This is a genomic window from Brevundimonas fontaquae (assembly GCF_017086445.1).
In the GTDB taxonomy this organism is placed as follows: domain Bacteria; phylum Pseudomonadota; class Alphaproteobacteria; order Caulobacterales; family Caulobacteraceae; genus Brevundimonas; species Brevundimonas fontaquae.
The window spans coordinates 2,684,776-2,711,143 of the sequence record NZ_CP070968.1; the positions used below are offsets into that span (position 1 = coordinate 2,684,776).

The following is a 26,368-nucleotide window of genomic DNA, read 5'->3' on the forward strand; positions in this document are numbered from 1 at the left end:
GCCGTCCGGTTTTGCTGGACGACGCGACAATCTGGCGCGATGGCGGCTTTCGGAGACGCCATGAGCAGCCTGATCCTGATCGCCGATGACGCCGCCGAGGGCGTCGAAATCCTGGACGCGGCCCTGCGTCGGGACGGCTTTCGCACCGTCGTCGCCGCCGACGGCCAGCAGGCTGCCGACCTGCATGCGTCGCTCAAACCCGATCTCGCCCTGCTCAGCGTCCGCCTGCCCGTGCGCGACGGCTGGGATGTGCTGGGCGAACTGCGTCGGCGCGGCGAAACGCCCGTCATCATGGTCGGCGACCGGGACGAGGCCACAGACAAGCTGCAGGCGCTGCGGATCGGGGCGGACGACTATATCGCCAAGCCGTTCAAGCCGGCCGAGGTCACGGCCTCCATCCAGACCATCCTGCGACGCAGCGGCGGCGGCCGGACCGCCAAGACCCTGCGCGTCGGTCCGCTGGAGGTGCAGTTGGAAAACTATCTGGCGGCGATCCTGACGCCCTCGGGCAAGCGCCGTCTGGACCTGACCCTGACCGAGTTCCGCATCCTGGCCCACATGGCCCGCACGCCCCTGCGCGTCTTCAGCCGCAGCGAGATCATGCAGGCCTGCTTCCCCAATCAGGCGGTTCTCGAGCGCACGATCGACAGCCACGTCAGCCACCTGCGCCGCAAGCTGGACGCCGCCGACGCCGCCGGTCTGCTGACCAATGTGCGCGGGGTCGGATACCGGCTCGAGGCCGAGGTCTGATCGCGCTCACGCCATTACGGCGTAGACCCTAAGCCGATGGCCGTCCGGATCGCCCGCTACGAAGCTGCGGACCGGCGCGGCGTCCATCGGCGGCGTCAGAATGCGCGCGCCACGATCCCACCAGTCGATATGCGCCTGATCCACCGCCTCGGCGCCCTCCAGCGGGAAGTCGACCTCGCAAACCTCGCGCCGATCGCCGGCACGCCGCAGCAACCCTAGCGCCCGGCCCGACGTCAGCTTGAACAAGGCCCGGTCCGGTCCCGCCATCACCGGCCGACAACCCAGCAGGTTGGCATAGAAGCGCGCGCTGATTTCCGGATCCGCGACAGCCAGAAGAATGTCCTCGATCTCGCTCATCAGCCCGGCCCCTTGTGTTTCCGATACGCCGAACCCTAGCCTTCTCTGCTGCCAGTTTCCGTCAGCAGCCGTCGCCCGACCTCGATCTTTCATGCGCCTCGCGCCAGGTCTTCATCAGCGCCTGTCGACGCGTCGGATAGCGCGCCTCCATCACCTCCGCCTCGACGATGCGGTCGGTGCGGAAACTGCGGAAATCACCGCGCAGTTCGCACCAGGCGATCAGCAATCGCACCCGGTCGAAGAAGGCCAGGGCGAACGGCCAGACCACACGCTCGGACGCCGACCCCGCCTCGTCGCGGTAACACAGCTTCAGGCGCCGCTCGGTGCGGATCGCCTTCCTGAGCAAGGCCGGATCGACACGATCCGCCGGGAAGGGTTCGCCCGGCACCACCAGCAGGGCCGAGGTATCCATCTCGTCGCGCAGGTCGGGCGGCAGCACCGCCGAGATCCGTCCCAGCGCCGCCAGCGCCGCATCGCGCATGCGCGGATCGGCGCGATCCGCCACCCAACGCGACCCCAGCACCAGGGCCTCGATCTCTTCCGGCGTGAACATCAGCGGCGGCAGCATGAAGCCCGGCTTCAACACATAGCCGACCCCCGCCTCCCCTTCGATCGTCGCCCCTTGCGACTGCAGGCTGGCGATATCGCGGTAAAGCGTCCGCAGACTGACGCCCATCTCCTCGGCCAACACCTGCCCGCTCACCGGCCGACGATGCCGCCGCAGCACATTCAGCAGATCGAGAAGGCGTTCGGAGCGTGACACCTTGCGATCCTAGCAGCCCTGCTGCCAGAAAGCGTCAGCAGGAATGGGCCTAAGCCACTTCCTTCGGCATCACGTCGCCGACCGTCGGCCGGTTCTCGGCGCGGGTCAGGACCATGTCTCTGGGTTTGACGATCTCGCCGCAGCAGCCGCAGGCGATGCGCGGGCTCAGGGAGTGACCGCAGGTCTTGTGGATCATGTCGATGCCGCTGTCGGCGTCGCCATAGACGTGCTTGTTGCCCCAGCCATGCAGGGTGACCAGAACGCCGTACAAATCCTTGCCCTTGGCGGTCAGGACATATTCGTTGCGCGGCGGGCGTTCGGAATAAAGACGCGGCTCCAGCACGCCATGCTGGACCAAGCTTTTGAGCCGGGCGGCCAAGACGTTGCGCGCGACGCCCAGATTGTCTTGCCACTGTTCGAACCGGCTGACGCCGTTGAAGGCGTCGCGAATGACTAACAGGGTCCAGGGATCGCCGATCACCTCAAGCGTGGCGGCGATGGAGCAGCTTTGGCGGCTGTAGTCGGCGGTGCGTCCCATAGGCGCGAAAGTGACGCCACGTCATGCATTTGGCAAGGGTTGCAAATCCGAACGCTCCAAGTCAGTTTTGTTTCACAACGGACGCGCAAGCCTCCCGGTTCGCGGCCTTGTTCTTTGGACTTCGGCGGGAGATCTTCATCAGGTCTTCCGCCGCTTCTTCGCCTGACGCAGGATTGCGCAATGACGCCGCCCATTTCCCTCGATGCCGCCCTTACATTCCAGCTCCTCGACGATGGCGGTTTGTCCGCGCCTGTGCCGGGTCATTTTTCAAATGGCCCATCGAGCATGACGCCGGAGAAGGGCTTTCCGTTCGGCGGGCTGCTGGCGGCCCTGTGCGCTCAGTCGATGCGACAGGGACTGGCGCTGACCGCGCCCCTTCGAACCCTGTCGGTCCAATATCTGTCAGCGGCAAGGTTCGGCGAACAGGTCGCCTTTCGCCCTCGCCTGCTGCGCGGCGGCCGCAATGTTCTGTATGCCGCGGTCGAGGCCGAGCAGGACGGCCGCATGACCCACCACGCCACCGGCACCTATGGGCTGGACGCCGCGCCGGCACCGCTGACGCCGTTGCACGCGCCGCCCCCGCCGCTGGACAGGCTGGACCCGAAGGCCACGATACGCGGGCCGATGTCGCCGCACTTCGCCCAGCACGTCGAATACCGCTTCGACGGCGGCCCCAACATCCTGGGCGGCAATGAGGGTAAACCGGTGATCGAGCGCACCTGGATGCGGATGGCGGACGGCCGCCCCTTGGATGAGGTCGGCCTGTGCTACCTGCTGGACGCGCTGTATCCGCCCGCCTGGACCGCGTCCAAAACGCCAGCCGCCATGACCACCGTCGATCTGCGCATCGACGTCCTGACAGATCCGACGCCGCAGACCGCGCCGGGCGGCTGGGCCTTCTTCGAGTTCAGGATGCTGGACCTCGGCCTGGGCTGGACGGTGGACGAGGCGATCGCGTGGGGCGCTGGTGGAACGCCGCTGGCCCTCTCGCGCCAACGCCGCAAACTGCTGCCGCAACGTCCCGCCTGAAGTCAGCCCTCATTCATCATTATCGACGACTATTCCAAATCTCTGGAGTGTCGCCCATGCGTCGTCGAAATCGCCTCGTTTCCGTATCCCAAGTCGTCGTCGTGCTGGGCGGTTGTCTGATGCTGCAGGGCTGCCTTGTCGGCGCCGTCGTCGGCGGGACCGCTGCGGTCGTCGGCGGGACGGCGAAAGCCACCGGCGCGGTCGTCGGCGCCGGCTTTGACGCCGTCACCACCTCGGACGAGGAAACCAAACTGCGTCGCGAGCGTGAACAGCGCGACTATGAACGCGAACAACGCCGCTGCGAACAGCGCCAGCGTCAGGGCAAACGCTGCTAGATCAGAGACTTAGAACGCACCGCTCGTTGATCGTCGGCCGCGCCACCTGAATTCGGCAAAGACCTGGCCACTCGGGTTTCAGCGTCTTGGCGAACCACAGGCACAGGTGTTCCAGACTGGGCAGTTCTAGTCCCTCGTGCTCGTTCAGCATACCGTGATCCAGGGTTTCCGCCGCCGCCTTCAGCGCGCGGTCAAGCGCGCCCAAATCCGCGACCCAGCCGTGTTCGACATCCAGCACCTCGGACCGCACCGTCGCTTCGACCGTGAAGGAATGACCGTGGACGCGGCGATAGATGCTGCCCTCGGGCTCGTTCGGGAAGTGATGGGCGGCGTCGAAGGTCGCCTGTTTGGTGATTTCGAAGACAGGCATTAGCGGACGCCGATGTATTTGTGGGTCTGGACGCTCAGGCGCCACTGCGGGTGGGTCAGGCAGTATTCGATGGCGGCGGCGGTGTTTTCGACCTGATCCGGCCCGTCCATCGGCTGGAGCCAGAACCGTTCGAAATCCAGATGCTCGAACCGATCCGGCATGGCCTTGGGCTGGGGGAAGACCAGTTTCAGCTCGGCGCCGTGCGTCTGCATTACATCCGCATCGGCTTTGGGACTGATGCAGATCCAGTCGACGCCGTCCGGTGCCGCGATCGTCCCGTTCGACTCGATGGCGATCTCGAAACCGCGCGCATGCAGCGCGTCGATCAGCGGCGCATCCAACTGCAGCAAGGGCTCTCCGCCGGTGCAGACGACCAGTTTCGGATCGCCTTCACGCCCGCGCCACATCGCCGCGACGTGATCGGCCAGCAGATCCGCCGTCGCGAACTTGCCGCCCTCGTCCCCGTCCACCCCGACAAAGTCGGTGTCGCAGAAGGTGCAGACGGCGCTGGCCCGATCCTGCTCGCGACCGCTCCACAGATTGCAGCCGGCGAACCGCAGGAAGACCGCCGGCCGCCCCGCCTGTCCGCCCTCGCCCTGAACCGTCAGGAACACTTCCTTGGCCGAATAGGTCATCGCCCCGACGCCCATTCTTCATAGCCGGCCGCACGCAGTTCGCAGGCCGGGCAAGACCCGCAGCCATAGCCCCAGGCGTGTCGATGCGTCCGGTCGCCCTGATAGCAGGTGTGGCTGTCCTCGATGATCAGCTCGATCAGCCTGTCGCCGCCGATCCTGTCCGCCAGTTCCCAGGTCTGAGCCTTGGTCAACCACATCAGGGGCGTGTCGATGACGACCGGCTTGTCCAGCCCCAGCGACAGCGCCCGCGCCATCGCCTCCATGGTCTCGTGTCGGCAATCCGGATAACCCGAATAATCCGTCTCGCACATGCCGCCGACCAGCACGTCCAGCCCGCGCCGATCCGCCAGCGCCGCGGCTGCAACCAGGAAGATCAGATTGCGACCGGGCACGAAGGTCGTCGGCAGGCCGCGCGCGTCCATTTCGATCTTGCGGTCGGCGGTCAGGGCGCTCTCGGCGATCCGGCCGTATCCGGTCAGGTCCACCACATGGTCATCGCCCAGGCGATCGGCCCATTGCGACAGAGCCGGCTTCATTCCGTCGCGCACCGCCTGACGCGCCTGCATCTCAACCAGGTGGCGCTGGCCATAGTCGAACCCGACCGTCTCCACCCGCTCGAACCGCTCCAGCGCCCAGGCCAGACAGGTCGCGCTGTCCTGCCCGCCGGAGAATAGAACCAGGGCCGTCGTGCTAGCGGTGGGGGAGGTCTTTTCCAGGATGACGCTCATGACGAATCTGCGGTCGGCCGGTCGGCCGCGCGCATGCACAAAGGGATGGGGACCCAGATGGGTCGGGCGGGCCTCATACACCAGACCCCGCGCGTGAGCAAAAGGCGGATTTGCGTCTTGGAAGATACAGCTTAACCAATCCGCAAGCGATTTCGGCTTTTACTCACAATGAGTAGGAGTTCCAGGCAGTATGCCGACCATCGAGACCCTTTCCGAGCGTCCAAAGCCGGTTGCGCCGACGACTCTCGGCTGCGAGGTTCTGGCGCGTTTCGAACGCGAGCCGGATACGCTGGTCATTCCCGTGGTCGATGGCGACCGTCCCGTCGGCCTGGTCGAACGCACCGCCTTCCTTCAGAAAATCGCCGCCCGCTTCGGCCACGCCCTTTACGATCTTCGCCCCATCACCGTCGCCATGGATGCCGAGCCGGCCGTGGTCGAGGGCGGCGTCCGCATCGACGCCTTTTGCGACATCATGCTGAAGGGCGGTCCGGCCGCCCTGCTGCGCGGGTTCATCGTCACGAAGAACGGCGCCTACTGGGGCGTGGGCACCGCCGCCACCCTTTTGCAGGCCGTCAACACGCGTCAGCGCCAGCAGAATGCGGAACTGGCTGAACAGGCCGCGATCCTCAGCGACACCCGCGCCCAGGCCATCGCCGCCGCCCGCGCCAAGAGCCAGTTCCTGGCCATCATGAGTCACGAACTGCGCACGCCGATGAACGGCGTCCTGGCCGTCGCCGAACTGCTGCGCCGTCAGCCGTTGAATACGGCGGCCCAGGCGCACGTCCAGACCATCATGGACTCGTCCGAGACCTTGCTGCGCATCCTTCAGGACGCGGTGGACCTGTCCAAGGCCGAGGCCGGCGAACTGGAGCTGAAGACCGAGCCGACCGCCCTGCGCGCCGTCATGGACGACATTCAGTCGATGTGGGAGCCGCGCGCCTCTCAGGACGGCGTGACCCTGCTCGTCGGCTATGAAGGCGACACCGAACTGGCGGCCGTCATCGACGGCATGCGCCTGAAGCAGGTGTTCAACAACCTGATCGGCAATGCGCTGAAGTTCGCTCGCAACGGCGTGGTCGAGGCGGGCCTCAAGGCCTGGGTCGAGGGCGACCGCATTCGGATGGAAGCCCGCATTCGCGACGACGGCCCGGGCGTCGAGCCGGAACGTGTCGATTCCATATTCGAGCCCTTCGTTCATGGTTCCGGCCCCGACGGCGCCGGCCTGGGCCTGTCGATCTGCCGTCAGGTGATCGACCGAATGGACGGCCGAATCTGGGCCGAGAACAACAAGGGACGCGGCGCGACCTTCGCCTTCGATCTAACGGCGCCACGCGCGGTGGTCGAGGTGGAGGCGCAATCCAATGTGTCGGACCTGTCGGGCCTCGATTTGAAATCCGCGCCGCACATTCTGATCGTCGACGACAACGCCACCAACCGCGTCGTCGCCCAGGCGCTGTGCGAGATGTTCGGCTGCAGCTCCGAACTGGCCGAAGACGGCCTCGAGGCGCTTCAGGCCGTTCAGGAAAGCCGCTACGACCTGGTTCTGATGGACATCAAGATGCCGCGGATGGACGGCGTTCAGGCGACGCAGGCCATTCGCGCCCTGCCCGGGGCCGTCGGCCGCGTGCCGATCGTGGCCCTGACCGCGAATGCGGACCCCGAAGACGCCAAACACTATCTCTCGATCGGCATGGCCGCCGTGGTTGAAAAGCCCATCAAGCCCGAACGCCTGCGTATGGCGATGAACGCCGCCATCTCCGCCGCTCACGAAGACGCCCAACAGCAGGACCAATCCGGTCGCGCCGTCGCCTGATCCTCAGTCCGGACGAACGTCCAGCGCCTCTTCGTCCTCTTCGTCATAGCCGACCAGTCGCAGGGCCCTCGCCTTCTGGCCGTTGATCTCGGCCCAGCGCAGCAGGCCCTCCTCGCGGCCGTGAGTGATCCAGATTTCCTCCGGCTTGATCTCGGTGAAGGTCGCGGTCAGTTCGTTCCAGTCTGCATGATCCGACACCACCAACGGCAGTTCCACCCCGCGCTGCCGCGCCCGCGCCTTCACCCCCATCCAGCCTGAAGCAAAGGCCGTGACCGGGTCGGCGAACCGACGCGCCCATCGATCCTGGATGGCGGATGGCGGTGCGATAGCGACCTCGCCGCCCAGCGCGTTCTTCGGCAGATCACGGGTTGGCGCCAGCGGGCCAAGATCGACCCCTTCTCTTTCGTACAGGGCGTTCAGCCGCTCCAGCGCCCCGTGGACATAGATGGTGCGGTCCCATCCGGCCTCGCGCAGCAGACGGATGATCCGCTGCGCCTTGCCCAGCGCATAGGCGCCGACCAGATGCGCCCGCTCGGGAAACTGTCCCAGCGACCGCACCAGACGCCCGACTTCCTCCTCCGCCGGCGGATGGCTGAAGACCGGCAGGCCGAACGTCGCCTCTGAGATGAAGACGTGGCAGGGCACAGGCTCGAACGGGGCACAGGTCGGATCGCGGCGGCGCTTATAGTCGCCGGACACGACCATGATCAGCCCCTTCCAGCGCACCTCGACCTGGGCCGAGCCAAGCACATGGCCGGCGGGGGCCAATCTGAGATCGACCCCATTGATCGCGGTCGCCTCGCCGTATTCCACCGATTGGGGCTGCAAGGTGAAGTCCGCGCCATAACGTTCAGCCATGACCGCCAGGGTCTGGCGCGTCGCGAGCACACTCCCATGACCGGCGCGCGCATGGTCGGCATGGCCGTGCGTGATGACGGCGCGATCCACCGGCCGAACCGGGTCGATGTAGAAATCTCCCGGCGGACAGTAGAGGCCAGCGGGCGTGGGGTGCAGCAGGTCTTCGGGGCGGATCATCTTGCGGTAACGCTCTCGACGCCGTCGGGTCGCCGCCCCATAGAGGATGGCCGCGAAAATCGGCGCAACAGGTTCAGTCCGCACGATGCACGAGAGTTTCCTGACCACCATCCTGCCGCAACTGGCCGCCGGCGCCGCCCACACCGGCGCCTTGGGCTTCACCTTTGACGGCCTGCACGACGGCGAGCCCCGCATCCGCGTGCCGTGGCGCGAGGATCTGGTCGGCGATCCCGACAGCGGCGTCTTCGCCGGCGGGCTGGTGACGACCTTGCTGGATCATATCGGCGGCTTGGCCGTGTGGACCGCGATGGACGCTTTCCAGCCCATCGCCACCCTGGATTTGCGCGTCGACTACATGCGCGCGGCAAGGCCGCGTCGGGACCTGCTGGCGCAGGGCCTGTGCTTCCGACTGACGCCCAGCATCGCCTTCGTGCGCGCCTGGGCTTTCGAAGACGACCCCACTGACCCGGTCGCCGCAGCGCAAGCCGCCTATATCCTCAACCAGACCCGCGAGCGGGCGCCCCTTGCAAAGGGAGCGGCGGCATGACCGACATACTGAACCGCATGCCCTACGCTCGCTTTCTCGGCCTTCAGACCTTGGTCAGCGGCGACGAAGTCACCGTCATCATGCCCTTCGACGACAAGCTGATCGGCAATCCGATGTTGCCCGCCCTGCACGGCGGTTCGACGGCCGCCCTTCTGGAAATGACGGCGATAGCCCAGGTGGCGCTCAGCTTTCCTGGTCCGCGACTGCCCCGCCCGATCAATGTCACGGTGGCCTATCTGCGCACCGGCAGACCGATTGACGTCTTCGCCCGTGCTCGCATCAGCCGGGCGGGTCGTCGCGTGGCCCATGTGCATGCGGAGGCCTGGCAGGAAGAACGTCAACAGCCGATTGCGTCTCTTACCGCTCACTTCCTATTGGACAACCAGGACTGATCACCGCGCACTAAAGCGCTGATTCGTCTCTACTTCCCGTCTTCACTGCGTTTCAACGCCGTTCTTACGGCGGCGCTTCAACGCGCGATTGCCGAAATGGTAAAGATTGCTCTACCAAACAGGGTTAAGACGTGATAACCATACGGTTCTTGTAAACCTGTCTTTGAGGGGCTTTCATGGACCGCACTGAAGTCGTCACCAGCGTTGCTGGCGATCTGCATGCTACCGAACTCGCGATCGACGCCGCGATCACCCAGGCGACCACGCTGGTTCAATCCTTCATCGGCGCTCGCGCCGCGCTTTCGCTGTCGCCTGTCTCCGGCACGGTTTCGCAAGCCAAGGCCATGGAAACCATCGCCGCCCTCTCGGCCGCGCGCGAGTCCATCGTGGCCTGCCACGCCGAGCTGCAAAAAGATCACCGCCGCCTCGGCTACGGCACCTATGCCATCGGTCCGGTCGCCAAGCCGGACGATTGGTTGGACCCGAAGGAAACTCGCGGCCACCTTCGTTCGGTCGGGTGAATTCTTAGTAAGCTTCACTGAGCGACATTCCCGCCCAAGCGGAAATGCGGCATAGTCGCCCCCGTGCACACTGCACGGGGGCGATTTGCATGCTGAACGTGGGATATGCGATCGCTGGCGCGATTTTTATGATCAGCATGGCCCTTTTCGCGTTCCTAAAAGGAGGAACGCGAGAGAAGATTGGCGCCGGATATCTGATCGTAGCTTGGTTCGCGTCTTTACTCGTTCAAGAACACAACGATTTTCGCGGACTGCCCATCGGCATGTTTTTAGTCGATATTTTTTCGCTGCTGTTCTTCGCGTCACTCGCTTGGCGTGCCCCCAGGTCGTGGCCCGTGTGGGTGACGGGGCTTCAGCTCGTCACTGTGATGGGCCATGTAATGATCTTGACGAACAAGACGGTGCCGATTGCTTCTCTTTACACAGTGATGAATTTGGTTGGTTACCTCATCATTTTCTGCATCGGTTTGGGCACGTTCTGGGCTTGGCAAGACCGGAAGGCCGCCAGCCAGCACACCGCTGGCGTTAGGTAGAAATTCCTACACCAGTCTACTAGGCTGCTCCGACTCTAGCTCGGTGTCGCGATGCCCCTATCTCATGCCAAGCTTTGGAAAGCCGTCGACGCCTTGGCACGGCGTGAAGGGCTGACGCCGTCGGGGTTGGCGCGACGGGCCGGTCTGGATGCGACGAGTTTCAATCCCTCAAAACGCTTCGGGCCTGGCGATCCGCCTCGTCCGCGCTGGCCCTCGACCGAGAGCATGACACTGGTGCTTCAGGCGACAGGCCTGTCGCTGTCGGAGTTTGCGGTGTTGGCCGAAGACGCGCCGGAGGCGCCGACCAGCGTGCCCTTGCTGGGTCTCGCCAAGGCGGGGCAGGACGGTTTCTTCGACGACGCCGGCCTGCCGGTGGGCGAAGGTTGGGATCAGACCGACCTGCCGCGCGCTAAGGACACCCTGTTCAGCCTTCAGATCACCGGCGATTCGATGTCGCCCCTCTATCGCGAAGGCGACCGCGTCATCGTGGATCAGGAAGCGACGCAGGTTCGACGGGGCGATCGCGTCGTCGCCCGCCTGACCAGCGGAGAAACCGTGGCAAAGGAGCTCACCAGCCTGACCAGCCGCGCCGTCACCCTGGCCTCTATCAATCCCGACTATCCGCCAAGGATCGTGCCGCGGCGCGAGATTGAATGGATGGCCCGCATCCTCTGGGTCAGCCAGTAGCGCGCAGCAAAAACCCCGCCCGGCGAACCGGACGGGGCTTTAGATCGATGGCGAACTGAACTCAGTTGGCCGTGACGTAGTGGGCGTTCACCCAACCGCCGCCGGCGATCTGGACCCACTCACCTTGCGAACCGATGGCGGTGAAGGGCTGACCGGCCGAAAGCGTGCCGGCCTGGCGATAGTTGGTGCCGGGGCCGCTGCGGATGCGCAGGTTCGACGAGGCGCGATACTGGGCGCCGCTGGAAGCCGACGCAGCACGAGCGCGTTGCTGGTTGCAGCCGATATAGGAACCGGCGGCGGCGCCTGCGCCCGCGCCGACGATGGTGCCGGCCGTACGCTCGTTGCGAGCGAGGTTCGAGCCCACCACGCCACCGACGACGGCGCCGATCAGAGCGCCTGCACGTTGGCGACCGCCCGGGGCGTCACAGTTGGTCACGCCGTTGGCCTGAGCCTGGGCGGACATCGGGGCGGCGGTCACCATGGCGGCCAAGGCGGCAGCGGTGGCCAGACCTGTCTTGAAAATCTTGTTCGACATAACTCTTCTCCTGTCAGCGCGTTTGCCGATGAGGGAAGAATGCACGGACGAACCTGAAGGCTCCCGGAGCTTCGCCGTTATTTTCCGTTCATCTTCGTTGCGCGTGCGGCTTGCCGGCGCGCCACCAGCCGCTTGGCCGCATCAATGTCGCGTTCGATCAGGTGTTTGCGTCGGGCGAACTGGAAGTCCAATACCCTCGCCCAGAGATGCAGCATGCGGTCGTGCGAGATGAAGACCGTCACGGCTTCGACGGGCGGGGGCGGACCCCAGGCTTTGGCGAGCTCATCCAGGTGCTGGACGGTGGCGTCGTCCGTCATGGGTTCACACCCGACGATCCAGTCCCAACTGCAAAGTTCGGGCCGCCGCGTGATCAGATCGACAGTCGCTTCCAGCACTCGGTCGGCGGGGCCGGCGGAGGCTATGTCGACCAGCAGGATCTTATTCGTCTCGTCGATCTCGTAACGCAACGTCGCCCCTCCCCTGGCTCCGTCCATCCAAGAATGGCATCACTCAACAACCCTGACGAAGCATCAAGGTTGCGCCAGTTCTCCGTTTGCGCCCGCCTCGATCAGGACGATCGTCTGCGGCAGGCCGTAGATAGCGGCGAACGAACCGAAGCGCGGCCCCTGGCTGGCGCCCAGCAGCACCTCGTAGAGCGCGCCGAACCACGCCCGCAGCGGCTCGAACGCATGCGCCTTGCCGACAGCATAGACCTCGTTCTGGATCAGTTCGCCGTCGGTGGTGTCGGCCGGCAGCGCCTTCAGCCGTTCGGCCATGTCCAGCAGCGCCGCCTTCTCCTTGTCGTCCGGCAGGCGGTACGACTTCGAGGGCTTCACGAAGTCCTCGTAGTAGTTCAGCGCGTGGTCCATCAGCCGGTCCAGCAGCGGCTCGTTCTCGGGCGTCGCGTCAGGCAGGTATTTGGCGAAATAGGCCCACAGCTGCTCCTTGGTCGAGGCGTTGGCCACGCCGACCAGGTTCAGCAGCAGGGCGAAGGACACCGGCGACGTGTGGGTCGGCGGATCGCCCGCATGGATCGACCAGACGGCGTTGTCGATCCGCTTGGCCGGCTCCTGGGTCTTGTAGCTTTCGATGAAGGCCAGATAGTCGTCGATGGCGCGCGGAATGACGTTGAAGTGCAGGCTCTTGGCCGACTTGGGCGACTGGAACATGTACCATGACAGGCTCTCGGGCGTGCCGTAGCGCAGCCACTCGTCCATCGTCAGGCCGTTGCCCTTGGACTTGGAGATCTTCTTGCCCTCGATATCGAGGAAAAGCTCGTAGTTGAAGCCTTCGGGCGGGGTGCCGCCCAGGGCGCGGCAGACCTTGGAGCTTTCGCGCACGCTTTCAATCAGGTCCTTGCCCGACATCTCGTAGTCGATGTCCAGCGCGACCCAGCGCATGGCCCAGTCGGGCTTCCACTGCAGCTTCACATGGCCGCCCGTGACCGGAACCTCGGTGCGGTTGCCCGGTTTGCCTGCGGGGTCTTCGAAGGTGATCGTGCCCTTCTCGACATTGCGCGCTAGGGTCGGAACCTGCAGCACATGGCCGCTGATCGGGCTGATGGGCAGGAAGGGCGAATAGGTGGCGCGGCGCTCTTCGCCCAGGGTCGGCAGCATGATGGCCTGGACCGCGTCGAACCGTTCCAGAAGCGTCAGCAGCGTCGCGTCGAACCGGCCCGACCTGTAGGTCTCGGTCGAGGACATGAACTCATAGTCGAAGCCGAAGCTGTCGAGGAAGGCGCGCAGGCGGGCGTTGTTGTGCGCGCCGAAGCTGTCGTGGGTGCCGAAGGGATCGCGCACCCGCGTCAGCGAGAGATTCAGGTCCTCGCGCAACATCTCCGGGTTCGGCACGCCTTCCGGCACCTTGCGCAGGCCGTCCATGTCGTCGGAGAAGGCGATCAGGCGCGTGGGCCAGTGGTCGCCGGTCAGGGCGCGAAAGGCGTTGCGCACCATGGTGGTGCGGGCGACCTCGCCGAAGGTGCCCATGTGCGGCAGGCCCGACGGGCCATAGCCGGTCTCCAGGATCACCGGGCGCTGCAAGGCGGGAAAGGCCGCCAGGGCTTCATCCGCCTTGCCGGCGTCGATCAGGGCGCGCGCTTCGGCTCGCTCGGTCTCGCCCAGCCGTTTCTTCAGAACATGGGCCAGCAGGTTGCGGGCTTGTTCGAAGGGCCAGGACTTGGCCTCGCGGGCGAGGGTTTCGAGGTTCTGAAGCATGGCGGCGGTTTGCAGTCTGCATCCCGCCCGGTCAACCGCGATCAGGCTTTGGCGGCGATTACGATGATCTCGACCTTGTAGTCGGGCGACGCGAGCCGGCTTTCGCCCGTGGCACGGGCCGGCGGGTGGGCGGTGTCGACCCAGGCGTCCCAGACGCTGTTCATCGCCTCGAAGTCGGCGATGTCGGCCAGCCAGATCTGGGCCATCAGAATCTTGGACTTGTCGCTGCCGGCCTCGGCCAGCAGGGCCTCGATCTCGGCCAGCGCCGTTCGGGTCTGCGTCGCCACGTCGTCGCCGGGTTCGCCGACCTGGCCGGACAGATAGATGGTGTCGCCGTGGACGACGGCCTCGCTCATGCGGGCGCCGGGCTGGATGCGGGTGATCATGGGCTAGGGTCCTTCGAAAACGTCCCTCACCTATCGCCGCCGGGGCCCGGCTGTCGAGCGGCTAGCGGCGGTAGAACCGCGAGACAGTCAGGCCGACGACCAATGCGCCGGCGCCGACGATCAAGGCGTCCTCGATCAGGCCGCTCTTGGTCTGGCCGATGCGGGCCATGGCCTTCTTGCGCCCCGAAAGGGTCAGATAGGCCAGCGGCACGGCCGTGCCGACCGCCAGGCCTGCGCCCAACTTCTCCTTGCCGCGAGGGGCCAGGGCGGCGCCGGCGATGCCCGCGCTCATGACCCGCGCCAATAGGCCCAGGAAGACGGTGCGATCGGGCGCAGTCTTCATCTTGTCGCCCAGCAGTTCGCCGATACCCATGGCCAGGGCGCCGAACTTGAACAGCGGCCGGTTCAGCAGGAAGACGCGGCCGGGCAACGGCTTGTGCGCCAGTTCGGCTGCGGCGAGGGCCGCCATCGGGGTCATGGAACGGGCGCTGGCGACAGCGCCGATGAGGGCGGACGGGAGGAGGTCGAGGGCTTTCATGCCGCCACAACACCCGACCGAACCGGAAGGTTCAGCCCGTTTCAGCCCGTTTCAGGCGCGGGCCGCCAGGACGTTGCGGATCGCCAGGCTGGAGTGGATGCGCGACACCCCCGGCAGACGCGACAGGACGTCCTTGTGGATCACCTCATAGGCGGCGATGTCGGGCGCGACCGCGCGGACGATGTAGTCGGCCTCGCCCGCCATCAGATAGCAGTCGCGGATTTCCGGGTGGTTGCGGACGGCCGCCTCGAACCGGCGCATGTGGTCGTCGGTCTGCTTCTCCAAGGTGATCTCGACATAGGCGACGACGCCGTCGTCGCTGTCGTTGGCCAGGACGGCGGCATAGCCCCGGATCACCCCGCGCTCTTCCAACCGCCGCACGCGCCGCAGGCAGGCGGAAGGCGACAGACCGACGGCGGAAGCCAGGTCCGCATTGCTGATACGCCCGTCTGCGCGGAGCCGTTGAAGGAGACGCTGGTCGAGGGGATCGAGCAGGGACACAAGTTTCCGCCGTTCAGCCGCAGATTATTGCGTCAGACTTCTATCAGTGACCGATCGTTGCGCAAACAGGCAGGATCGTCGATCCATGCGGCGCTAGCTTGCGGCGAATAACAACATTGGGCTTGGAAACGTCACATGCGGGTTCTGGTGCTTGGATCGGGCGTCATCGGCGTCACCACCGCCTGGTATCTCAGCCAGGCCGGGCATGAGGTCACGGTGGTGGATCGGCAGGCCGGCCCGGCGCTGGAAACCAGCTTCGCCAACGCCGCGCAGATTTCGCCGGGCTATTCCGCGCCCTGGGCTGCGCCGTCGATCCCCGTCAAGGCGATGAAGTGGCTGCTGATGCGCCACGCGCCGCTGATCGTGCGGCCGCGGCTGGACATGGCCATGGTGCGCTGGACCGTGGCCATGCTGCGCAACTGCACCCATGACCGCTATGCGCTGAACAAGAGCCGGATGGTACGCCTGGCCGAATACAGCCGCGACCAGATCGACCTGCTGCGCCGCGAGACCGGCATCGCCTATGACGGTCGCCAGCAGGGCACGCTGCAGCTGTTTCGTACCGAAAAACAACTGGCCGACGTGCACAAGGACGTCGATGTGCTGAAGGCCGCCGGCGTGCCGTGCGAGGTTCTGGACCGCACGGGCTGTATCGCGGCCGAGCCGGGCCTGGCCGCCTCCGACGTCGATTTCGTCGGGGGCCTACGGCTGCCGCATGACGAGACCGGCGACTGCTTCCTGTTCACCAACGCCCTGGCGAAGCTGGCGGCGGAGCGCGGCGTGGTCTTCCATACCGGAACCGAGATCCAGTCGATCACGATGACGGACGGTCGTGCGACCGGCGCCCTGACCAGCAAGGGCGCCATGACGGCCGATCTGGTGATCCTGGCGCTCGGTTCCTATTCGCCGATGATGGCCAAGCCGCTGGGTCTCGATCTGCCGGTCTATCCGGTGAAGGGCTATTCGATCACGGCCAAGATCGTGAACGAAGACCGGGCGCCCGTCTCCACCGTCATGGACGAAAGCTACAAGGTGGCGATCACGCGTCTGGGCGACCGCATCCGCGTGGGCGGCATGGCCGAGCTTTCGGGATACAACAACACCCTGCCCGCCGTCCGTCGCGAGACCCTGGCCCATTCTGTCGGCAGCCTGTTCCCGGGCGGCGGCGACCTGGCGAGCGCCAGCTATTGGTCGGGCCTGCGTCCAATGACGCCGGACGGCACGCCGGTGATCGGTGCGACCAAGGTTCCGGGGCTCTATCTGAACACCGGCCACGGCACCCTGGGCTGGACCATGGCGTGCGGCTCGGCGCGGGTTCTGGCCGACATGGTCGACGGCAAGGCGGCCGAGATCGAAACCCGCGACCTGTCGCTGAACCGCTACGGCGCCTGGGCCGGGGCGTTCGCGCCGGGCTACAGCTGAGGTCAGACGTCGGCGGGTAATTTTACCGTCTAAAGAGTCTAATTCGTCTAATCGCGCGCCGGTGGGGCCTTGGCACGCGGACGGGAATTCACCGTCTAAAGTGTCTAATTCGTCTAATCCGGCGGCATCATCCGGGTGACGCGCAGGAGGGATTTCGCCGTCCCTTCCGCCTGAACTTACGCTGTCAAAGATCGCCGGCCAGTCTACCACACGGCCGGAGCGCGGTCGGTTAGACGCCGTTCGGGCGCGAAAACCCGTTGGAAATCAGACAGCGGGGCGCCGACGATGCGCTGGCAGGGTGTCGCGACGTGGCGCGGCGCGTCGGAGCGCCCTATAGAGCGCGCGATGAAGACCGCCGATTTCGATTTCGACCTGCCCGAAGACCGGATTGCGTTGCGCCCCGCCGATCCGCGCGATTCGGCACGGCTGCTGGTGGTGAAAGGCGGCGCGCTGGAAGACCGGATCATTCGCGATCTGCCGGACTTCCTGCAGCCCGGCGACGCCCTGGTGTTCAACGATACGCGGGTCATTCCCGCCCGTCTGTCGGGCGTGCGCCAGCGGATCGGGGCCGAGGGCGAAACCCTGACGGTCGAGGTGGAGGCGACGCTGCATCACCGCGACGCGCCCGACGTCTGGTCCGCTTTCATGAAGCCGGGCAAGCGGATCAAGCCGGGTGATCGGATCCGGTTCGGAAACGCGAGCGACGCCGCCTGCGACCTGGGGCGGCTGGACGCCACGGTGACGGCCAAGGGGGAAGACGGCCTAATCACCTTGACCTTCGACCTGGCGGGACCGGCGCTGGACGATGCGATCCGCGAGGTCGGGGTCATGCCCCTGCCGCCCTATATCGCCGCCAAACGGCCCGAAGACGACCGCGACCGGTCGGACTATCAGACCGTCTTCGCCGAGCATGACGGGTCAGTGGCGGCGCCGACGGCGGGGTTGCATTTCACCCCTGCCCTGCTGGACGCCATCCGCGCCAAGGGCGTCTCGACCCATGCGGTGACGCTGCATGTCGGGGCCGGCACTTTCCTGCCGGTCAAGGCCGACGACCTGGCCGACCACAAGATGCACAGCGAATGGGGCGAGGTGTCGCCTGAAACCGCCGCCGCCCTGAACGCCGTCCATGCAAAGGGCGGGCGCATCGTCTGCGTCGGCACCACCTCCCTGCGGCTGCTGGAAAGCGCGTCGGCCGAGGACGGCGAGATCAAACCCTTCCACGGCGACACGGCCATCTTCATCACGCCCGGCTATCGGTTCCGGGCGGTCGATGTGCTGATGACCAACTTCCACCTGCCGAAGTCGACGCTGTTCATGCTGGTCAGCGCCTTTGCCGGCACGGCGACGATGAAGGCGGCCTATGCCCATGCGGTCGCCGACGGCTATCGCTTCTATTCCTACGGCGACGGATCGCTGCTGTTCAGAGCGTAAAAAGCCCTCAAGCTCTACAGTCCGTCATTCCGGGGCTGAGCGCAGCGAAGAACCCGGAACCCAGGGCACATCCCAACCGCCGACCGAAATCCAACGCCGGATGCGAGCCTCCTGGGTTCCGGGCTCGCCCTTCGGGCGCCCCGGAATGACGGCTGTGGGACGGATATCGGGAATCCAGATCAGGGCCAGAGGCGGCCTGAGCGCCAGGCCTCGCCGTCGCGGTCGAACCGCAGTCGGTCATGCAGGCGGAACGGGCGATCGCGCCAGAACTCGACCGAGCGCGGCACGACGCGCCATCCGGTCCAGTGGGACGGGCGCGGCACCTCCTGACCATCGAAACGCGCGGTTTCGCGGCCCACGGCCTCTTCCAGCACGGTGCGATCCGACAGGGGCCGGGACTGGTCCGAGGCCCAGGCGCCGATGCGGCTTTCGCGCGCGCGGCTGGCGAAATAGGCGTCGGCCTCGGCCGGCGTGACCGGCTCGACCGCGCCGCGCACCCGCACCTGGCGACGCAGGGATTTCCAGTGGAAGGTCAGGGCGGCGGCCGCGCAACCGGCCAGTTCGACGCCCTTGGCGCTCTCGCTGTTCGAATAGAAGGTGAAGCCCCGCGCATCGACGTCCTTCAGCAGGACGATCCGCGCATCGGGCAGGCCGTCAGCGTCGATGGTCGACAGGGTCATGGCGTTGGGATCGTTCGGCTCGTGCGCCCTCGCGTCCGCCAGCCATTCGACGAAAAGGCCGATGGGTTCGGGGCGGTCGAAGATGGTCTCGTCGCCATTGGCGGCCAGGGCGGCGGCATAGTCGCGGGCGTATTCCTCACGCGACGGGCTGGGCGGGATCACGGAAGCGGTCATGCGAGTGATGTAGTGGTTGCAGGAGCGGCTGGAAATGATCGAGGTCAAAAACGGGCGTGTCGCCATCAGGGTTAACCGCCCATTGACCCTGATGGGCGAACGGTGACGGCATGAACGCGCCTGTTTCGATTTCAGATGTGTCCGGCGTCCGCGAGGCCCTCTCGATCCTGGGCCTAGAAACGGATGCGCGCGGCGATGTCGATGCGTCGACGCTGAAGGCCGCCTTCCGCACGGCGGTGAAGGCGGCGCGGCCGGATCAGGCGGGCGGCGACGCCGAGCGGTTCCGGCGCGTGATCGCGGCCTATCGGCTGATCCAGGCGCATCAGCCCCCTCGCCCCGCCCTGTCGGCGCCCGCCGCGCGGCCCACGCCGACGCCGGTTCTGGTCCTGTCGCCGATGCAGGCCCTGGCCGGGGGGCAGGTCGAGGTCCGGCTGGGCGCGCGCACGGTGCGGGTCACGGCGCCCAGGGGCCTGCGCAGCGGCGATCATCTGCGGCTGAGACGCGGGGCGGCGGACGGGAGCGATCTCTATCTGTCGGTGTTGATCCGACCCGAGGACGGGCTGTCGGTCGTCGGCGACGATCTGTTCATGACCTGGGCCGTCGAGCGTCGCCTGATGGCCGACGGCGGGCGGGTGGAGATCGAAACCCCTATCGGCACGCGCTCGGCCTGGATCACCGCCGACATGGCCGCGCCGGTGCGGGTGCGGCTGAAGGACCTGGGCCTGCCCGCGCGCGGATCGCGGCCGGCGGGGCATCTGTTCGTGACGCTTGAGCCGTCGTCTGATGTTCCCTCGGCGGCCGAAGACCTGCTGGTGCGGTTCACGCGGGTCTGGACGCAGGAGCGTCTGGCGGCCTAAGTCGGGGCCATGTCGCACAATACCTTCGGCCATCTGTTTCGCGTGACCACCTGGGGCGAGAGCCACGGGCCGGCGATCGGCTGCGTCGTTGATGGATGCCCGCCGATGATCCCGCTGACCGAGGCGGACCTTCAGCCCTGGCTGGACCAGAGAAAGCCGGGCGGCAGCCGCTTCGTGACCCAGCGCAAGGAAAGCGACACGGCGCGCATCCTGTCGGGCGTGTTCGACGACGGCGACGGACCGGTGACGACGGGTACGCCGATCTCGATCCTGATCGAGAACGAGGACCAGCGGTCCAAGGACTATGGCGAGATCGCCCGCGCCTATCGGCCGGGGCACGCCGACTATGCCTATCAAGCCAAATACGGGGTGCGCGACCACCGGGGCGGCGGTCGATCCTCGGCGCGCGAAACCGCCAGCCGCGTGGCGGCCGGGGCCTTGGCGCGCAAGGTGCTGGGCGACGGGATCAGGATCCGCGCCGGCGTGGTCCAGATCGGCCCGCACCGGATCGCACCGGACCAGATCGATTTCGACGCCGTCCACACCAATCCGCTGTTCGCCGCATCGGCCGAGGTCGTGGGCGACTGGGAGGCCTATCTGGACAGCATCCGCAAGGCCGGGTCGTCGGTCGGGGCCGTGGTCGCGCTGGAGGTCACGGGCGTTCCAGCCGGATGGGGCGCGCCATTGTACGGCAAGCTGGATTCTGAACTGGCGGCGGCCCTGATGTCGATCAATGCGGCCAAGGGGGTCGAGATCGGGGCCGGCTTCGAGGCCGCCGAACTGACCGGAGAACAGAACGCCGACGAGATGCGGCTGGACCTGAACAAGCAGCCGGTCTTCCTGTCGAACAAGGCGGGCGGGGTGCTGGGCGGGATTTCGACTGGCCAGCCGGTGACGGCGCGGGTGGCGTTCAAGCCGACCTCCTCCATCCTGACCCTGCGCCAGACGATCACCCGCGACGGCGAAGAGACGGACCTGCGCACCAAGGGGCGTCACGACCCGTGCGTCGCCCTGCGCGCCGTACCGGTGGTCGAGGCCATGACCGCCTGCGTCCTCGCCGACGCCCATCTGAGACACCGCGCCCAGGTCGGCTGATCAGGGCCTGGCTCGGGCCGGACGCGGGTTTGCGCGATCGGTTTCGAGCCTCTGCGGCGGCTCGGTCGGACGCGCCTCGCACCGCATCAAGGCCATCAGGGCCGACAGGCCTGTCGTCATCACGATCATCGCTCAATTCCTGCAACTGCGAACCGTTTGCAGGTTTGCGCATGTCGAGGGTGCGTGCAAGACAAGGGACCGGTGGCGCCCAACTCAGGAGATCAACCGTGCGTGAAGACGGAAAGCTGGACTACCTCGAACTGCCCGCCGCCAATCTGCCTGCGACCAAGGAATTCTACAGCCAGGCGTTCGGCTGGACCTTCATGGATTACGGCCCGACCTATGCGGCCTTCGATCAGGGTTTGGACGGCGGGTTCGACGCCGATCAGGCCGATCAGACCAAGGCTCCCCTGCCCATCCTGTACGCCCACGACCTGGAAGCCATGCTGGCCAAGGTCGAGGCGGCCGGCGGCCTGATTTTGAAGCCGATCTACAGCTTCCCCGGCGGTCGCCGCTTCCACTTCGCCGATCCGGCCGGCACCGAACTGGCGGTGTGGTCCGAGGGCTGAGCCCTATTTGACGTCGATGGACTGGCCGATGCGTTCGGCCAGATCCCGGTCCGCGCCCTCAACGCTGGCGATCCAGACGTGGATCTCTTTGGGGTCCGTGGCGCGCTGGAACAGGTGCTCCATCGCCAGACGGCGGCTGCCTTCGGTCACGACGACCGAGGCGCGGCCGCCGGCGCGGACCGTCTCGCCGTCGTAGATCGGAAACTGCGACGAAGGCCCGGCGTAGATCATCAGCAGGGTCTGGTCGCCGCGCTGGACGCGATAGATGCTGGCGTTCGCGCCCGCCCGCGCCGGGGTGATCGTCAGGCCGGCGGGCAGTTGGATGCTGAACGGCAGAGCGGCGATGGCGGCGGCGCTCAAGGCCGCCGGCGCGGGCGCGGCGGCCGGCGCGGTTGCGGCAGGCGCGGTCGTTGTCGGTTGAGGCGCGGTCGCCTGAGGCGCCGTTGTGGTCGGGGCTGGCGTTTGCGGACGTGTCGCCGTCGCCGGGCGCGGCGTGGCCGTCGGGCTTTGTCCGATTGGCGGCTGGACCTGGGTCGTGCGCGGTTCGGATGACGCGGCGGGCGCCGGACGCGGCGATGCCGCGGGGGTCTGGCCGATTGGCGGCAAGGCCTGGGTCGTCGCCCTGGCCGGAGCTTGGGCCGGGACTTGGGTCGACGCTGCGGTGGAGGCGGCGGGCGGGGTCGCGGAAGGCGGCGCGCTGTTCAGGTCCCGCGTCAGGTTGGAACCGGCGCGCTGCGGCGGGGGCGTCGTCGCCTGTCCGGAAATCACGAGGGCGGCGGCAAGGGCGATCATGGGCATGGCCTGACCATCGCGCGGCCGGCGCGCGACCGCAAGCGCGACCTCACGCCTTGGGCAGCGCGACCCAGAAGGTGGCGCCCTCGCCCGGCGCCGAAATCACGCCAATCGAGCCGCCCTGCAACTCGACCAATCGCTTGGCCAGGGCCAGGCCGACGCCGTGCCCCTCGACCGTCGAACGCTCAAGGCCCAGACGGTTGAAGGGTTCGAACAGCTGCGCCTGCTTCTGTAGCGACAAGCCGGGGCCGAAATCGCTGACCTCGATGCGGACGCAGTCGTCCTGACGAAGCGCACGCAAAACGACACGGCCGCCGGACCCGCCGTATTTCAGCGCATTGCTGGTCAGGTTGGTGATGATCTGGGCCAGACGCTGAGAGTCCGCGACCGCGATCAAGCCATCGCCCTCGCACACCACCTCGACGGCGACACGGTCGGCGTCGGGCCACAGCAGGCACGTGCGGCGCACGTCTTCCAGCAGGCCCGGAATGTCGGTCGGGCGCAGATCGACCCGGACCGCCCCGGATTCGGCGCGGGCCACATCCAACAGATCATGAGCGAGGGTCTCGACCTGACGCGCGGTCCTGACCAGCATGTCGGACATTTCGGCCTGCTGGGCCGAAACCGGCCCCAGGTGGCCCTGCCGCCATAGATCGCCAATGCCGATGATGCCGGCGACGGGGCTCTTGATCTCGTGGGCGACGTTGGCGAGCAGGCGGGACTTGGCCTCCGACGCTTTTTCGGCGCGTTCACGGCCAACGCGCGCGCGCTCCGCCAGAAGATCACGCTCTTCCAGTAACGAGGCCACCAGCAGAACGGGCATATAGCCGATCAGCACCAGCATCTGGGCCATCAGAACCTGGTGGGTCAGGTCGCCTTGGACATAGGGGCCATTGCCGATCATGGCGCTGCCGACCAGCAGCACGCTCATCACGACCAGGGTAAAGGCTGTGCCGGCGACGCCGAGCCGCACCGCGATCCCCAGCAGAAGCGGCAGCAGGACGAAGCCCATCGGCACGTCGCCCGTGAAGGCGACATAATAGAAGACGGGAACCAGTCCGATCAGAACGGCGGCCTCGATCAGTTTCCTGGGCTTCAGCAGGCGGGCGAACATGGCGGGCGTCAGCGACATGCCCAGCGAGCCCAGCACAGCGATGCCCAAAGTGTGGCCAAGCCACCAGGTCTGGAAGCCCTGCCACACGATCTCGGTCTGACCGATCTGCGACAGGATCAGGACGCTGCAAAGGGCGGCCGGGATCGGCGCCAGGACAGCCGCGAAGATCAGGAAGCTGACCGCGCCGTTCAGGCTGGAAAGGTTGAGCGTAGGAGAGAACCGGCGCGCCAGCAGGACGGCCCCCACGATTTCGATCATGTTGGTGATCGTGAAGGCCAGCGCCAGCGGCGGGTTATTGCCGGCGATGATCTCGCCGATCAGGATACTGACCGTCATGACCCCGGCGAAGATCAGGTCGCTGGTGCGGCCGCGGCTGGTGCGCAGCCAGACAGCGACCGCAACGCCGCTGGCGCCCCAGAGACCGGCGACCAGACCGGCCGAACGGGTGTAGGCGATGGCCATGGCGACCAGGATGGCGACCGCCACGCCCGTCAATACCGGGATCAGGGGATTAGGACCGTCAGGGCCGTCGGCGTCGCCTGGGCCGGGCCGATAGCCGACCTCCATCACGCCCTTGACGGACGCGGTGCGGGGCTCATCGGCATTGAGCGCACGGCTCACGATCATGGACAGGTTCCGACCAATCAGAGGTCGGGATAGGACGACACGGTTCCTAATATCCCCTGAAGTCAGCCCCTCAATTTTTCATTGAAGCGCCTGACGGCCTCGGCTGCGCCCTGAGGATGGTTCCAGACCCCGCCACTGACCGCCACGAAGTCGGCGCCGGCGAGGGCAAGGTCTGCGGCGTTGTCGACCGTGATGCCGCCGATGGCGACGCAGGGCGTCTCGACCGTCTCTTGCCACACCGTCAGGATGTCCAGCGGCGGGCGATGCACCGTTTCCTTTGTATCGGTGGGATAGAAGGCGCCGAAGGCGATGTAGTCGGCGCCGCCCTCTGCTGCGTCCCAGGCCAGGTCGCGGTCGTCGTGGCAGGTGACGCCGATCATGGCGTCCGGCCCCATGATACGCCGCGCCTCGGCCAGCGAGCCGTCTTCCTGACCGATGTGAACGCCGTCGCAGCCGGTGGCCCGCGCCATATCGGGCCGGTCATTCAGTAGGACCGCAACATCGTGACGCCGCGCGATGGGAGCCAAGACCTCGACCGCCGTGCGGATAGCCGCGTCTTCGGCGGGCTTCAGCCGGATCTGCAAGGCCGCGACGTCGCCGGCGGCCAAGGCCTGATCGAGAGTTTGCGCAAAGTTGTTCAGGTCGGCGATCGCGGGCGGCGTGATCAGGTACAGCCGGCAGGGCGGACGCTCGGGGACGGTGGGTGTTCGGGCCATGTCCGTCATTGCCTGCCCCCGCGACGATCCGTCAACGGCCCAAGGCCGGACGAAGCCATGCGAACGACTTGCAATCGCCTTAAGGACTGCTATAGCGAACCATTCTCAGTCAGTGAAACGTGTAGCGCCTCGTGTACGTCTGCAACTGTAACGGTCTTCGCCAGCGTGATGTCGCCCAGGCCATCGAGGCCGGCGCCTGCCGTCCGCGTGACATCTTCGCGCGCAACCAATGCCAGGCCCAGTGCGCCAAATGCGTCTGCGAGATGCGCCAGATGATTCAGGAAAGCCGCGAAGCGTTCGCACTCGCAGCCGAATAGTTTTCTTCGCCTGCGGCCGACAGTCACTCGCACTCTCAATGTAGTGATAAAAACTCGCAAATAAACACACTGCGTTTTACTGTGTTATGGCTGCGCTCGACAGACGGCGATAGCGCCGTGGCGAGACCAAGGACCATGGCCATGAAGGGCGACCCCGCAATCCTGCGCACGCTGAACGCGGTGCTGACCAACGAGCTGACGGCCGTAAATCAGTATTTCCTGCATGCCCGCATGTTCGAAAGCTGGGGCCTCGCGCACCTGGGCAACGTGATCTACGAAGAATCGATCGGCGAGATGAAGCACGCCGACATGCTGATCAAACGCATCCTCTTCCTGGATGGCCTGCCCAACCTGCAAGACCTGCACAAGCTGAAAGTCGGCGAAAATCCGATCGAATGCCTGGGCGCCGACCTGCAGCTGGAACTGGACAGCCGCGCCACGACCGCCGCCGCCGTGACCCAGTGCGAGGAAACCCGCGACTACGTCAGCCGTGACCTGCTGATGAAGATCCTGGCCGACACGGAAGAGCACATCGACTTCCTGGAAAACCAGCACAAGCTGATCGAGCTGATGGGCGCGCAGAACTATCTGCAATCGGCGATGAAAGAGATCGTCACCGACGGCGCGGCGACCGGCAACTAAGCCCTGCCTTCTGACGGAACCCGTATCCGCTCCGGTCATTAGCCTGTCAGGGCCAAGCTGGAGCGGACCATGACCGATATTGACGACGCCATCGACGACGTGCGCGACGCCGCCGTGGACCTGCTGAACAGCGAGGGCCGCAGCGCGGGCCACGTCGCCGCCGGCATCGCCCTGACGGTCGGATTCGCCCTGTTGGCCCACACCATCGCCTCGGGAGCGTTGAAGCCCCGTCGCAACCTGAAACAGGTGCGCGACAAGGACCTGCCAATCACCGAAAAGCCCAAGGGGGCCTTCAGCCTGATCCTGCCGGCCGTGTTCTCGGCGACGACCCTGTCGGCCGTACGCGTCTGGAACGCGCCTCCGCAAAGGGAACGGACCCGCGCCATGGGCCTTTGGGTCGCGGCCCAGACGGTGAACGCCATCTGGCTGGGCCTGCGTCCGTCGTCGATGGCGCGTCAGGTGATCGCCGCCATGTCGTCAGCGGGTCTGGCCGCCGCCTTCGCCCACGAGGCGCGCAAGCTGGACGAAGGCGCCGGCAAGATGGCGGCGCCGATCGGGTCGGGCGTGCGGATCGGAAACTTCCTGCATCGCAAGGCCGACGTAGCTTCGAGCGGACGCACCCTGCATTAGGTTGCGTCGCCTTGCCCTTTATCGGGGCTTCCTCTAGGGATCGCGCCCTATTCGCCTCGCCCCGAACGGTGCGAGGGCGCAACTCCATTTCCGATG

At 66.3% G+C, this 26,368-nt stretch carries 34 protein-coding genes; 17 read left to right on the forward strand and 17 right to left on the reverse strand.

The genetic code is table 11. The features are described 5' to 3' along the window. The first annotated feature begins 60 nt into the window (after positions 1-60). Positions 61-750: a response regulator gene (locus tag JX001_RS13105; RefSeq protein WP_205681340.1), complete on the forward strand. Its 690-nt coding sequence runs from the start codon at positions 61-63 to the stop codon at positions 748-750. Positions 751-756: 6 nt separating this feature from the next. On the opposite strand, the gene JX001_RS13110 is transcribed toward JX001_RS13105, so the two are convergent. The 3 genes from JX001_RS13110 to JX001_RS13120 all read right to left on the reverse strand — a co-directional run bounded on the left by JX001_RS13110 (position 757) and on the right by JX001_RS13120 (position 2,408). After that, entirely contained in the window at positions 757-1,107 is a 351-nt protein-coding gene (locus tag JX001_RS13110) for a VOC family protein (RefSeq protein WP_205681341.1), read from the reverse strand. 61 nt (positions 1,108-1,168) lie between these two features. After that, positions 1,169-1,870, reverse strand: coding sequence for a helix-turn-helix transcriptional regulator (locus JX001_RS13115; RefSeq protein WP_205681342.1), 702 nt, complete (start codon positions 1,868-1,870; stop codon positions 1,169-1,171). A 49-nt stretch (positions 1,871-1,919) separates the two neighbouring features. Further along, the gene (locus tag JX001_RS13120; RefSeq protein WP_066552002.1) at positions 1,920-2,408 is read right to left on the reverse strand and encodes a winged helix-turn-helix transcriptional regulator; all 489 of its coding nucleotides are present in this window, start codon (positions 2,406-2,408) and stop codon (positions 1,920-1,922) included. A 285-nt stretch (positions 2,409-2,693) separates the two neighbouring features. Between JX001_RS13120 and JX001_RS13125 the strand changes: the two genes are divergently transcribed. Both JX001_RS13125 and JX001_RS13130 read left to right on the forward strand, forming a co-directional pair. Next, positions 2,694-3,437, forward strand: a complete 744-nt coding sequence (locus tag JX001_RS13125) for a thioesterase family protein (RefSeq protein ID WP_241004648.1) — start codon at positions 2,694-2,696, stop codon at positions 3,435-3,437. A gap of 56 nt (positions 3,438-3,493) precedes the next feature. After that, entirely contained in the window at positions 3,494-3,772 is a 279-nt protein-coding gene (locus tag JX001_RS13130; protein ID WP_017504585.1) for a hypothetical protein, read from the forward strand. 1 nt (position 3,773) lies between these two features. Here the strand turns inward: JX001_RS13130 and JX001_RS13135 are convergent, their stop codons facing one another. The 3 genes from JX001_RS13135 to queC are packed head-to-tail and all read right to left on the reverse strand — an operon-like array spanning position 3,774 to position 5,505. Continuing rightward, positions 3,774-4,142 (reverse strand): 6-pyruvoyl trahydropterin synthase family protein, encoded by a 369-nt coding sequence (locus JX001_RS13135; RefSeq protein ID WP_205681344.1) that lies wholly within the window; start codon positions 4,140-4,142, stop codon positions 3,774-3,776. Further along, entirely contained in the window at positions 4,142-4,777 is a 636-nt protein-coding gene (queE, locus tag JX001_RS13140) for a 7-carboxy-7-deazaguanine synthase (RefSeq protein WP_205681345.1), read from the reverse strand. Before queE ends, JX001_RS13135 begins: the two co-directional genes overlap by 1 nt. Next, positions 4,774-5,505, reverse strand: a complete 732-nt coding sequence (gene queC, locus JX001_RS13145; protein ID WP_205681346.1) for a 7-cyano-7-deazaguanine synthase QueC — start codon at positions 5,503-5,505, stop codon at positions 4,774-4,776. Before queC ends, queE begins: the two co-directional genes overlap by 4 nt. A gap of 190 nt (positions 5,506-5,695) precedes the next feature. Here queC and JX001_RS13150 point away from each other — a divergent pair, with 190 nt between their 5' ends. Beyond that, complete coding sequence (locus tag JX001_RS13150) at positions 5,696-7,318, forward strand: response regulator (RefSeq protein ID WP_205681347.1); 1,623 nt, start codon at positions 5,696-5,698, stop codon at positions 7,316-7,318. A gap of 3 nt (positions 7,319-7,321) precedes the next feature. On the opposite strand, the gene JX001_RS13155 is transcribed toward JX001_RS13150, so the two are convergent. Further along, entirely contained in the window at positions 7,322-8,353 is a 1,032-nt protein-coding gene (locus tag JX001_RS13155; RefSeq protein WP_205683194.1) for a ligase-associated DNA damage response exonuclease, read from the reverse strand. 85 nt (positions 8,354-8,438) lie between these two features. Between JX001_RS13155 and JX001_RS13160 the strand changes: the two genes are divergently transcribed. From JX001_RS13160 to JX001_RS13180, 5 genes are all read left to right on the forward strand, one after another. Next, entirely contained in the window at positions 8,439-8,900 is a 462-nt protein-coding gene (locus JX001_RS13160; RefSeq protein ID WP_205681348.1) for a PaaI family thioesterase, read from the forward strand. Continuing rightward, entirely contained in the window at positions 8,897-9,292 is a 396-nt protein-coding gene (locus JX001_RS13165; protein ID WP_205681349.1) for a PaaI family thioesterase, read from the forward strand. Before JX001_RS13160 ends, JX001_RS13165 begins: the two co-directional genes overlap by 4 nt. A 176-nt stretch (positions 9,293-9,468) precedes the next feature. Continuing rightward, positions 9,469-9,813, forward strand: coding sequence for a hypothetical protein (locus JX001_RS13170; protein ID WP_205681350.1), 345 nt, complete (start codon positions 9,469-9,471; stop codon positions 9,811-9,813). 89 nt (positions 9,814-9,902) lie between these two features. Continuing rightward, positions 9,903-10,346, forward strand: coding sequence for a hypothetical protein (locus tag JX001_RS13175; RefSeq protein ID WP_205681351.1), 444 nt, complete (start codon positions 9,903-9,905; stop codon positions 10,344-10,346). A gap of 51 nt (positions 10,347-10,397) precedes the next feature. After that, positions 10,398-11,033 carry a S24 family peptidase gene (locus JX001_RS13180; protein WP_205681352.1) on the forward strand — a complete coding sequence of 212 codons (636 nt, stop codon included), beginning with the start codon at positions 10,398-10,400 and terminating at the stop codon, positions 11,031-11,033. Between the two features lie 61 nt (positions 11,034-11,094). On the opposite strand, the gene JX001_RS13185 is transcribed toward JX001_RS13180, so the two are convergent. From JX001_RS13185 to JX001_RS13210, 6 genes are all read right to left on the reverse strand, one after another. Next, positions 11,095-11,568: an SH3 domain-containing protein gene (locus JX001_RS13185; RefSeq protein WP_039246408.1), complete on the reverse strand. Its 474-nt coding sequence runs from the start codon at positions 11,566-11,568 to the stop codon at positions 11,095-11,097. 77 nt (positions 11,569-11,645) lie between these two features. After that, positions 11,646-12,035 (reverse strand): hypothetical protein, encoded by a 390-nt coding sequence (locus JX001_RS13190; protein ID WP_205681353.1) that lies wholly within the window; start codon positions 12,033-12,035, stop codon positions 11,646-11,648. 63 nt (positions 12,036-12,098) lie between these two features. After that, entirely contained in the window at positions 12,099-13,781 is a 1,683-nt protein-coding gene (locus JX001_RS13195) for a lysine--tRNA ligase (protein ID WP_205681354.1), read from the reverse strand. Between the two features lie 41 nt (positions 13,782-13,822). Next, positions 13,823-14,167, reverse strand: coding sequence for a RidA family protein (locus tag JX001_RS13200; RefSeq protein ID WP_205681355.1), 345 nt, complete (start codon positions 14,165-14,167; stop codon positions 13,823-13,825). A gap of 61 nt (positions 14,168-14,228) precedes the next feature. Further along, positions 14,229-14,705, reverse strand: a complete 477-nt coding sequence (locus JX001_RS13205; protein ID WP_205681356.1) for a hypothetical protein — start codon at positions 14,703-14,705, stop codon at positions 14,229-14,231. 51 nt (positions 14,706-14,756) lie between these two features. Then, positions 14,757-15,206: an Lrp/AsnC family transcriptional regulator gene (locus JX001_RS13210; RefSeq protein ID WP_017504569.1), complete on the reverse strand. Its 450-nt coding sequence runs from the start codon at positions 15,204-15,206 to the stop codon at positions 14,757-14,759. A gap of 135 nt (positions 15,207-15,341) precedes the next feature. Here JX001_RS13210 and JX001_RS13215 point away from each other — a divergent pair, with 135 nt between their 5' ends. Both JX001_RS13215 and queA read left to right on the forward strand, forming a co-directional pair. Continuing rightward, a complete protein-coding gene (locus JX001_RS13215; protein WP_205681357.1) occupies positions 15,342-16,628 on the forward strand; it encodes a D-amino acid dehydrogenase in 1,287 nt (428 codons plus the stop codon). A 345-nt stretch (positions 16,629-16,973) separates the two neighbouring features. Then, on the forward strand, positions 16,974-18,059 hold the full coding sequence (queA, locus tag JX001_RS13220; protein WP_205681358.1) for a tRNA preQ1(34) S-adenosylmethionine ribosyltransferase-isomerase QueA: 1,086 nt from the start codon (positions 16,974-16,976) through the stop codon (positions 18,057-18,059). A 179-nt stretch (positions 18,060-18,238) separates the two neighbouring features. On the opposite strand, the gene pdxH is transcribed toward queA, so the two are convergent. Next, a complete protein-coding gene (pdxH, locus tag JX001_RS13225) occupies positions 18,239-18,913 on the reverse strand; it encodes a pyridoxamine 5'-phosphate oxidase (RefSeq protein ID WP_153923602.1) in 675 nt (224 codons plus the stop codon). Positions 18,914-19,023: 110 nt separating this feature from the next. On the opposite strand from pdxH, the gene JX001_RS13230 reads away from it, so the two are divergent. The 3 genes from JX001_RS13230 to JX001_RS13240 all read left to right on the forward strand — a co-directional run bounded on the left by JX001_RS13230 (position 19,024) and on the right by JX001_RS13240 (position 21,434). After that, positions 19,024-19,770: a J domain-containing protein gene (locus JX001_RS13230; RefSeq protein WP_205681359.1), complete on the forward strand. Its 747-nt coding sequence runs from the start codon at positions 19,024-19,026 to the stop codon at positions 19,768-19,770. Between the two features lie 9 nt (positions 19,771-19,779). Next, entirely contained in the window at positions 19,780-20,865 is a 1,086-nt protein-coding gene (aroC, locus tag JX001_RS13235) for a chorismate synthase (protein WP_205681360.1), read from the forward strand. Between the two features lie 227 nt (positions 20,866-21,092). Continuing rightward, on the forward strand, positions 21,093-21,434 hold the full coding sequence (locus JX001_RS13240) for a VOC family protein (protein ID WP_205681361.1): 342 nt from the start codon (positions 21,093-21,095) through the stop codon (positions 21,432-21,434). A gap of 3 nt (positions 21,435-21,437) precedes the next feature. On the opposite strand, the gene JX001_RS13245 is transcribed toward JX001_RS13240, so the two are convergent. The 3 genes from JX001_RS13245 to thiE all read right to left on the reverse strand — a co-directional run bounded on the left by JX001_RS13245 (position 21,438) and on the right by thiE (position 24,683). Further along, positions 21,438-22,226, reverse strand: a complete 789-nt coding sequence (locus JX001_RS13245) for a hypothetical protein (RefSeq protein WP_205681362.1) — start codon at positions 22,224-22,226, stop codon at positions 21,438-21,440. Positions 22,227-22,275: 49 nt separating this feature from the next. Next, on the reverse strand, positions 22,276-23,967 hold the full coding sequence (locus JX001_RS13250) for a sensor histidine kinase (RefSeq protein ID WP_241004649.1): 1,692 nt from the start codon (positions 23,965-23,967) through the stop codon (positions 22,276-22,278). Between the two features lie 62 nt (positions 23,968-24,029). Next, a complete protein-coding gene (gene thiE / locus JX001_RS13255) occupies positions 24,030-24,683 on the reverse strand; it encodes a thiamine phosphate synthase (RefSeq protein WP_205681363.1) in 654 nt (217 codons plus the stop codon). Between the two features lie 131 nt (positions 24,684-24,814). Here thiE and JX001_RS13260 point away from each other — a divergent pair, with 131 nt between their 5' ends. The 3 genes from JX001_RS13260 to JX001_RS13270 all read left to right on the forward strand — a co-directional run bounded on the left by JX001_RS13260 (position 24,815) and on the right by JX001_RS13270 (position 26,272). After that, positions 24,815-25,000 carry a (2Fe-2S)-binding protein gene (locus tag JX001_RS13260; RefSeq protein WP_017504559.1) on the forward strand — a complete coding sequence of 62 codons (186 nt, stop codon included), beginning with the start codon at positions 24,815-24,817 and terminating at the stop codon, positions 24,998-25,000. 141 nt (positions 25,001-25,141) lie between these two features. Then, positions 25,142-25,642, forward strand: coding sequence for a bacterioferritin (gene bfr / locus JX001_RS13265; RefSeq protein WP_205681364.1), 501 nt, complete (start codon positions 25,142-25,144; stop codon positions 25,640-25,642). 69 nt (positions 25,643-25,711) lie between these two features. After that, complete coding sequence (locus JX001_RS13270; RefSeq protein WP_205681365.1) at positions 25,712-26,272, forward strand: tryptophan-rich sensory protein; 561 nt, start codon at positions 25,712-25,714, stop codon at positions 26,270-26,272. Positions 26,273-26,368 lie beyond the last annotated feature (96 nt).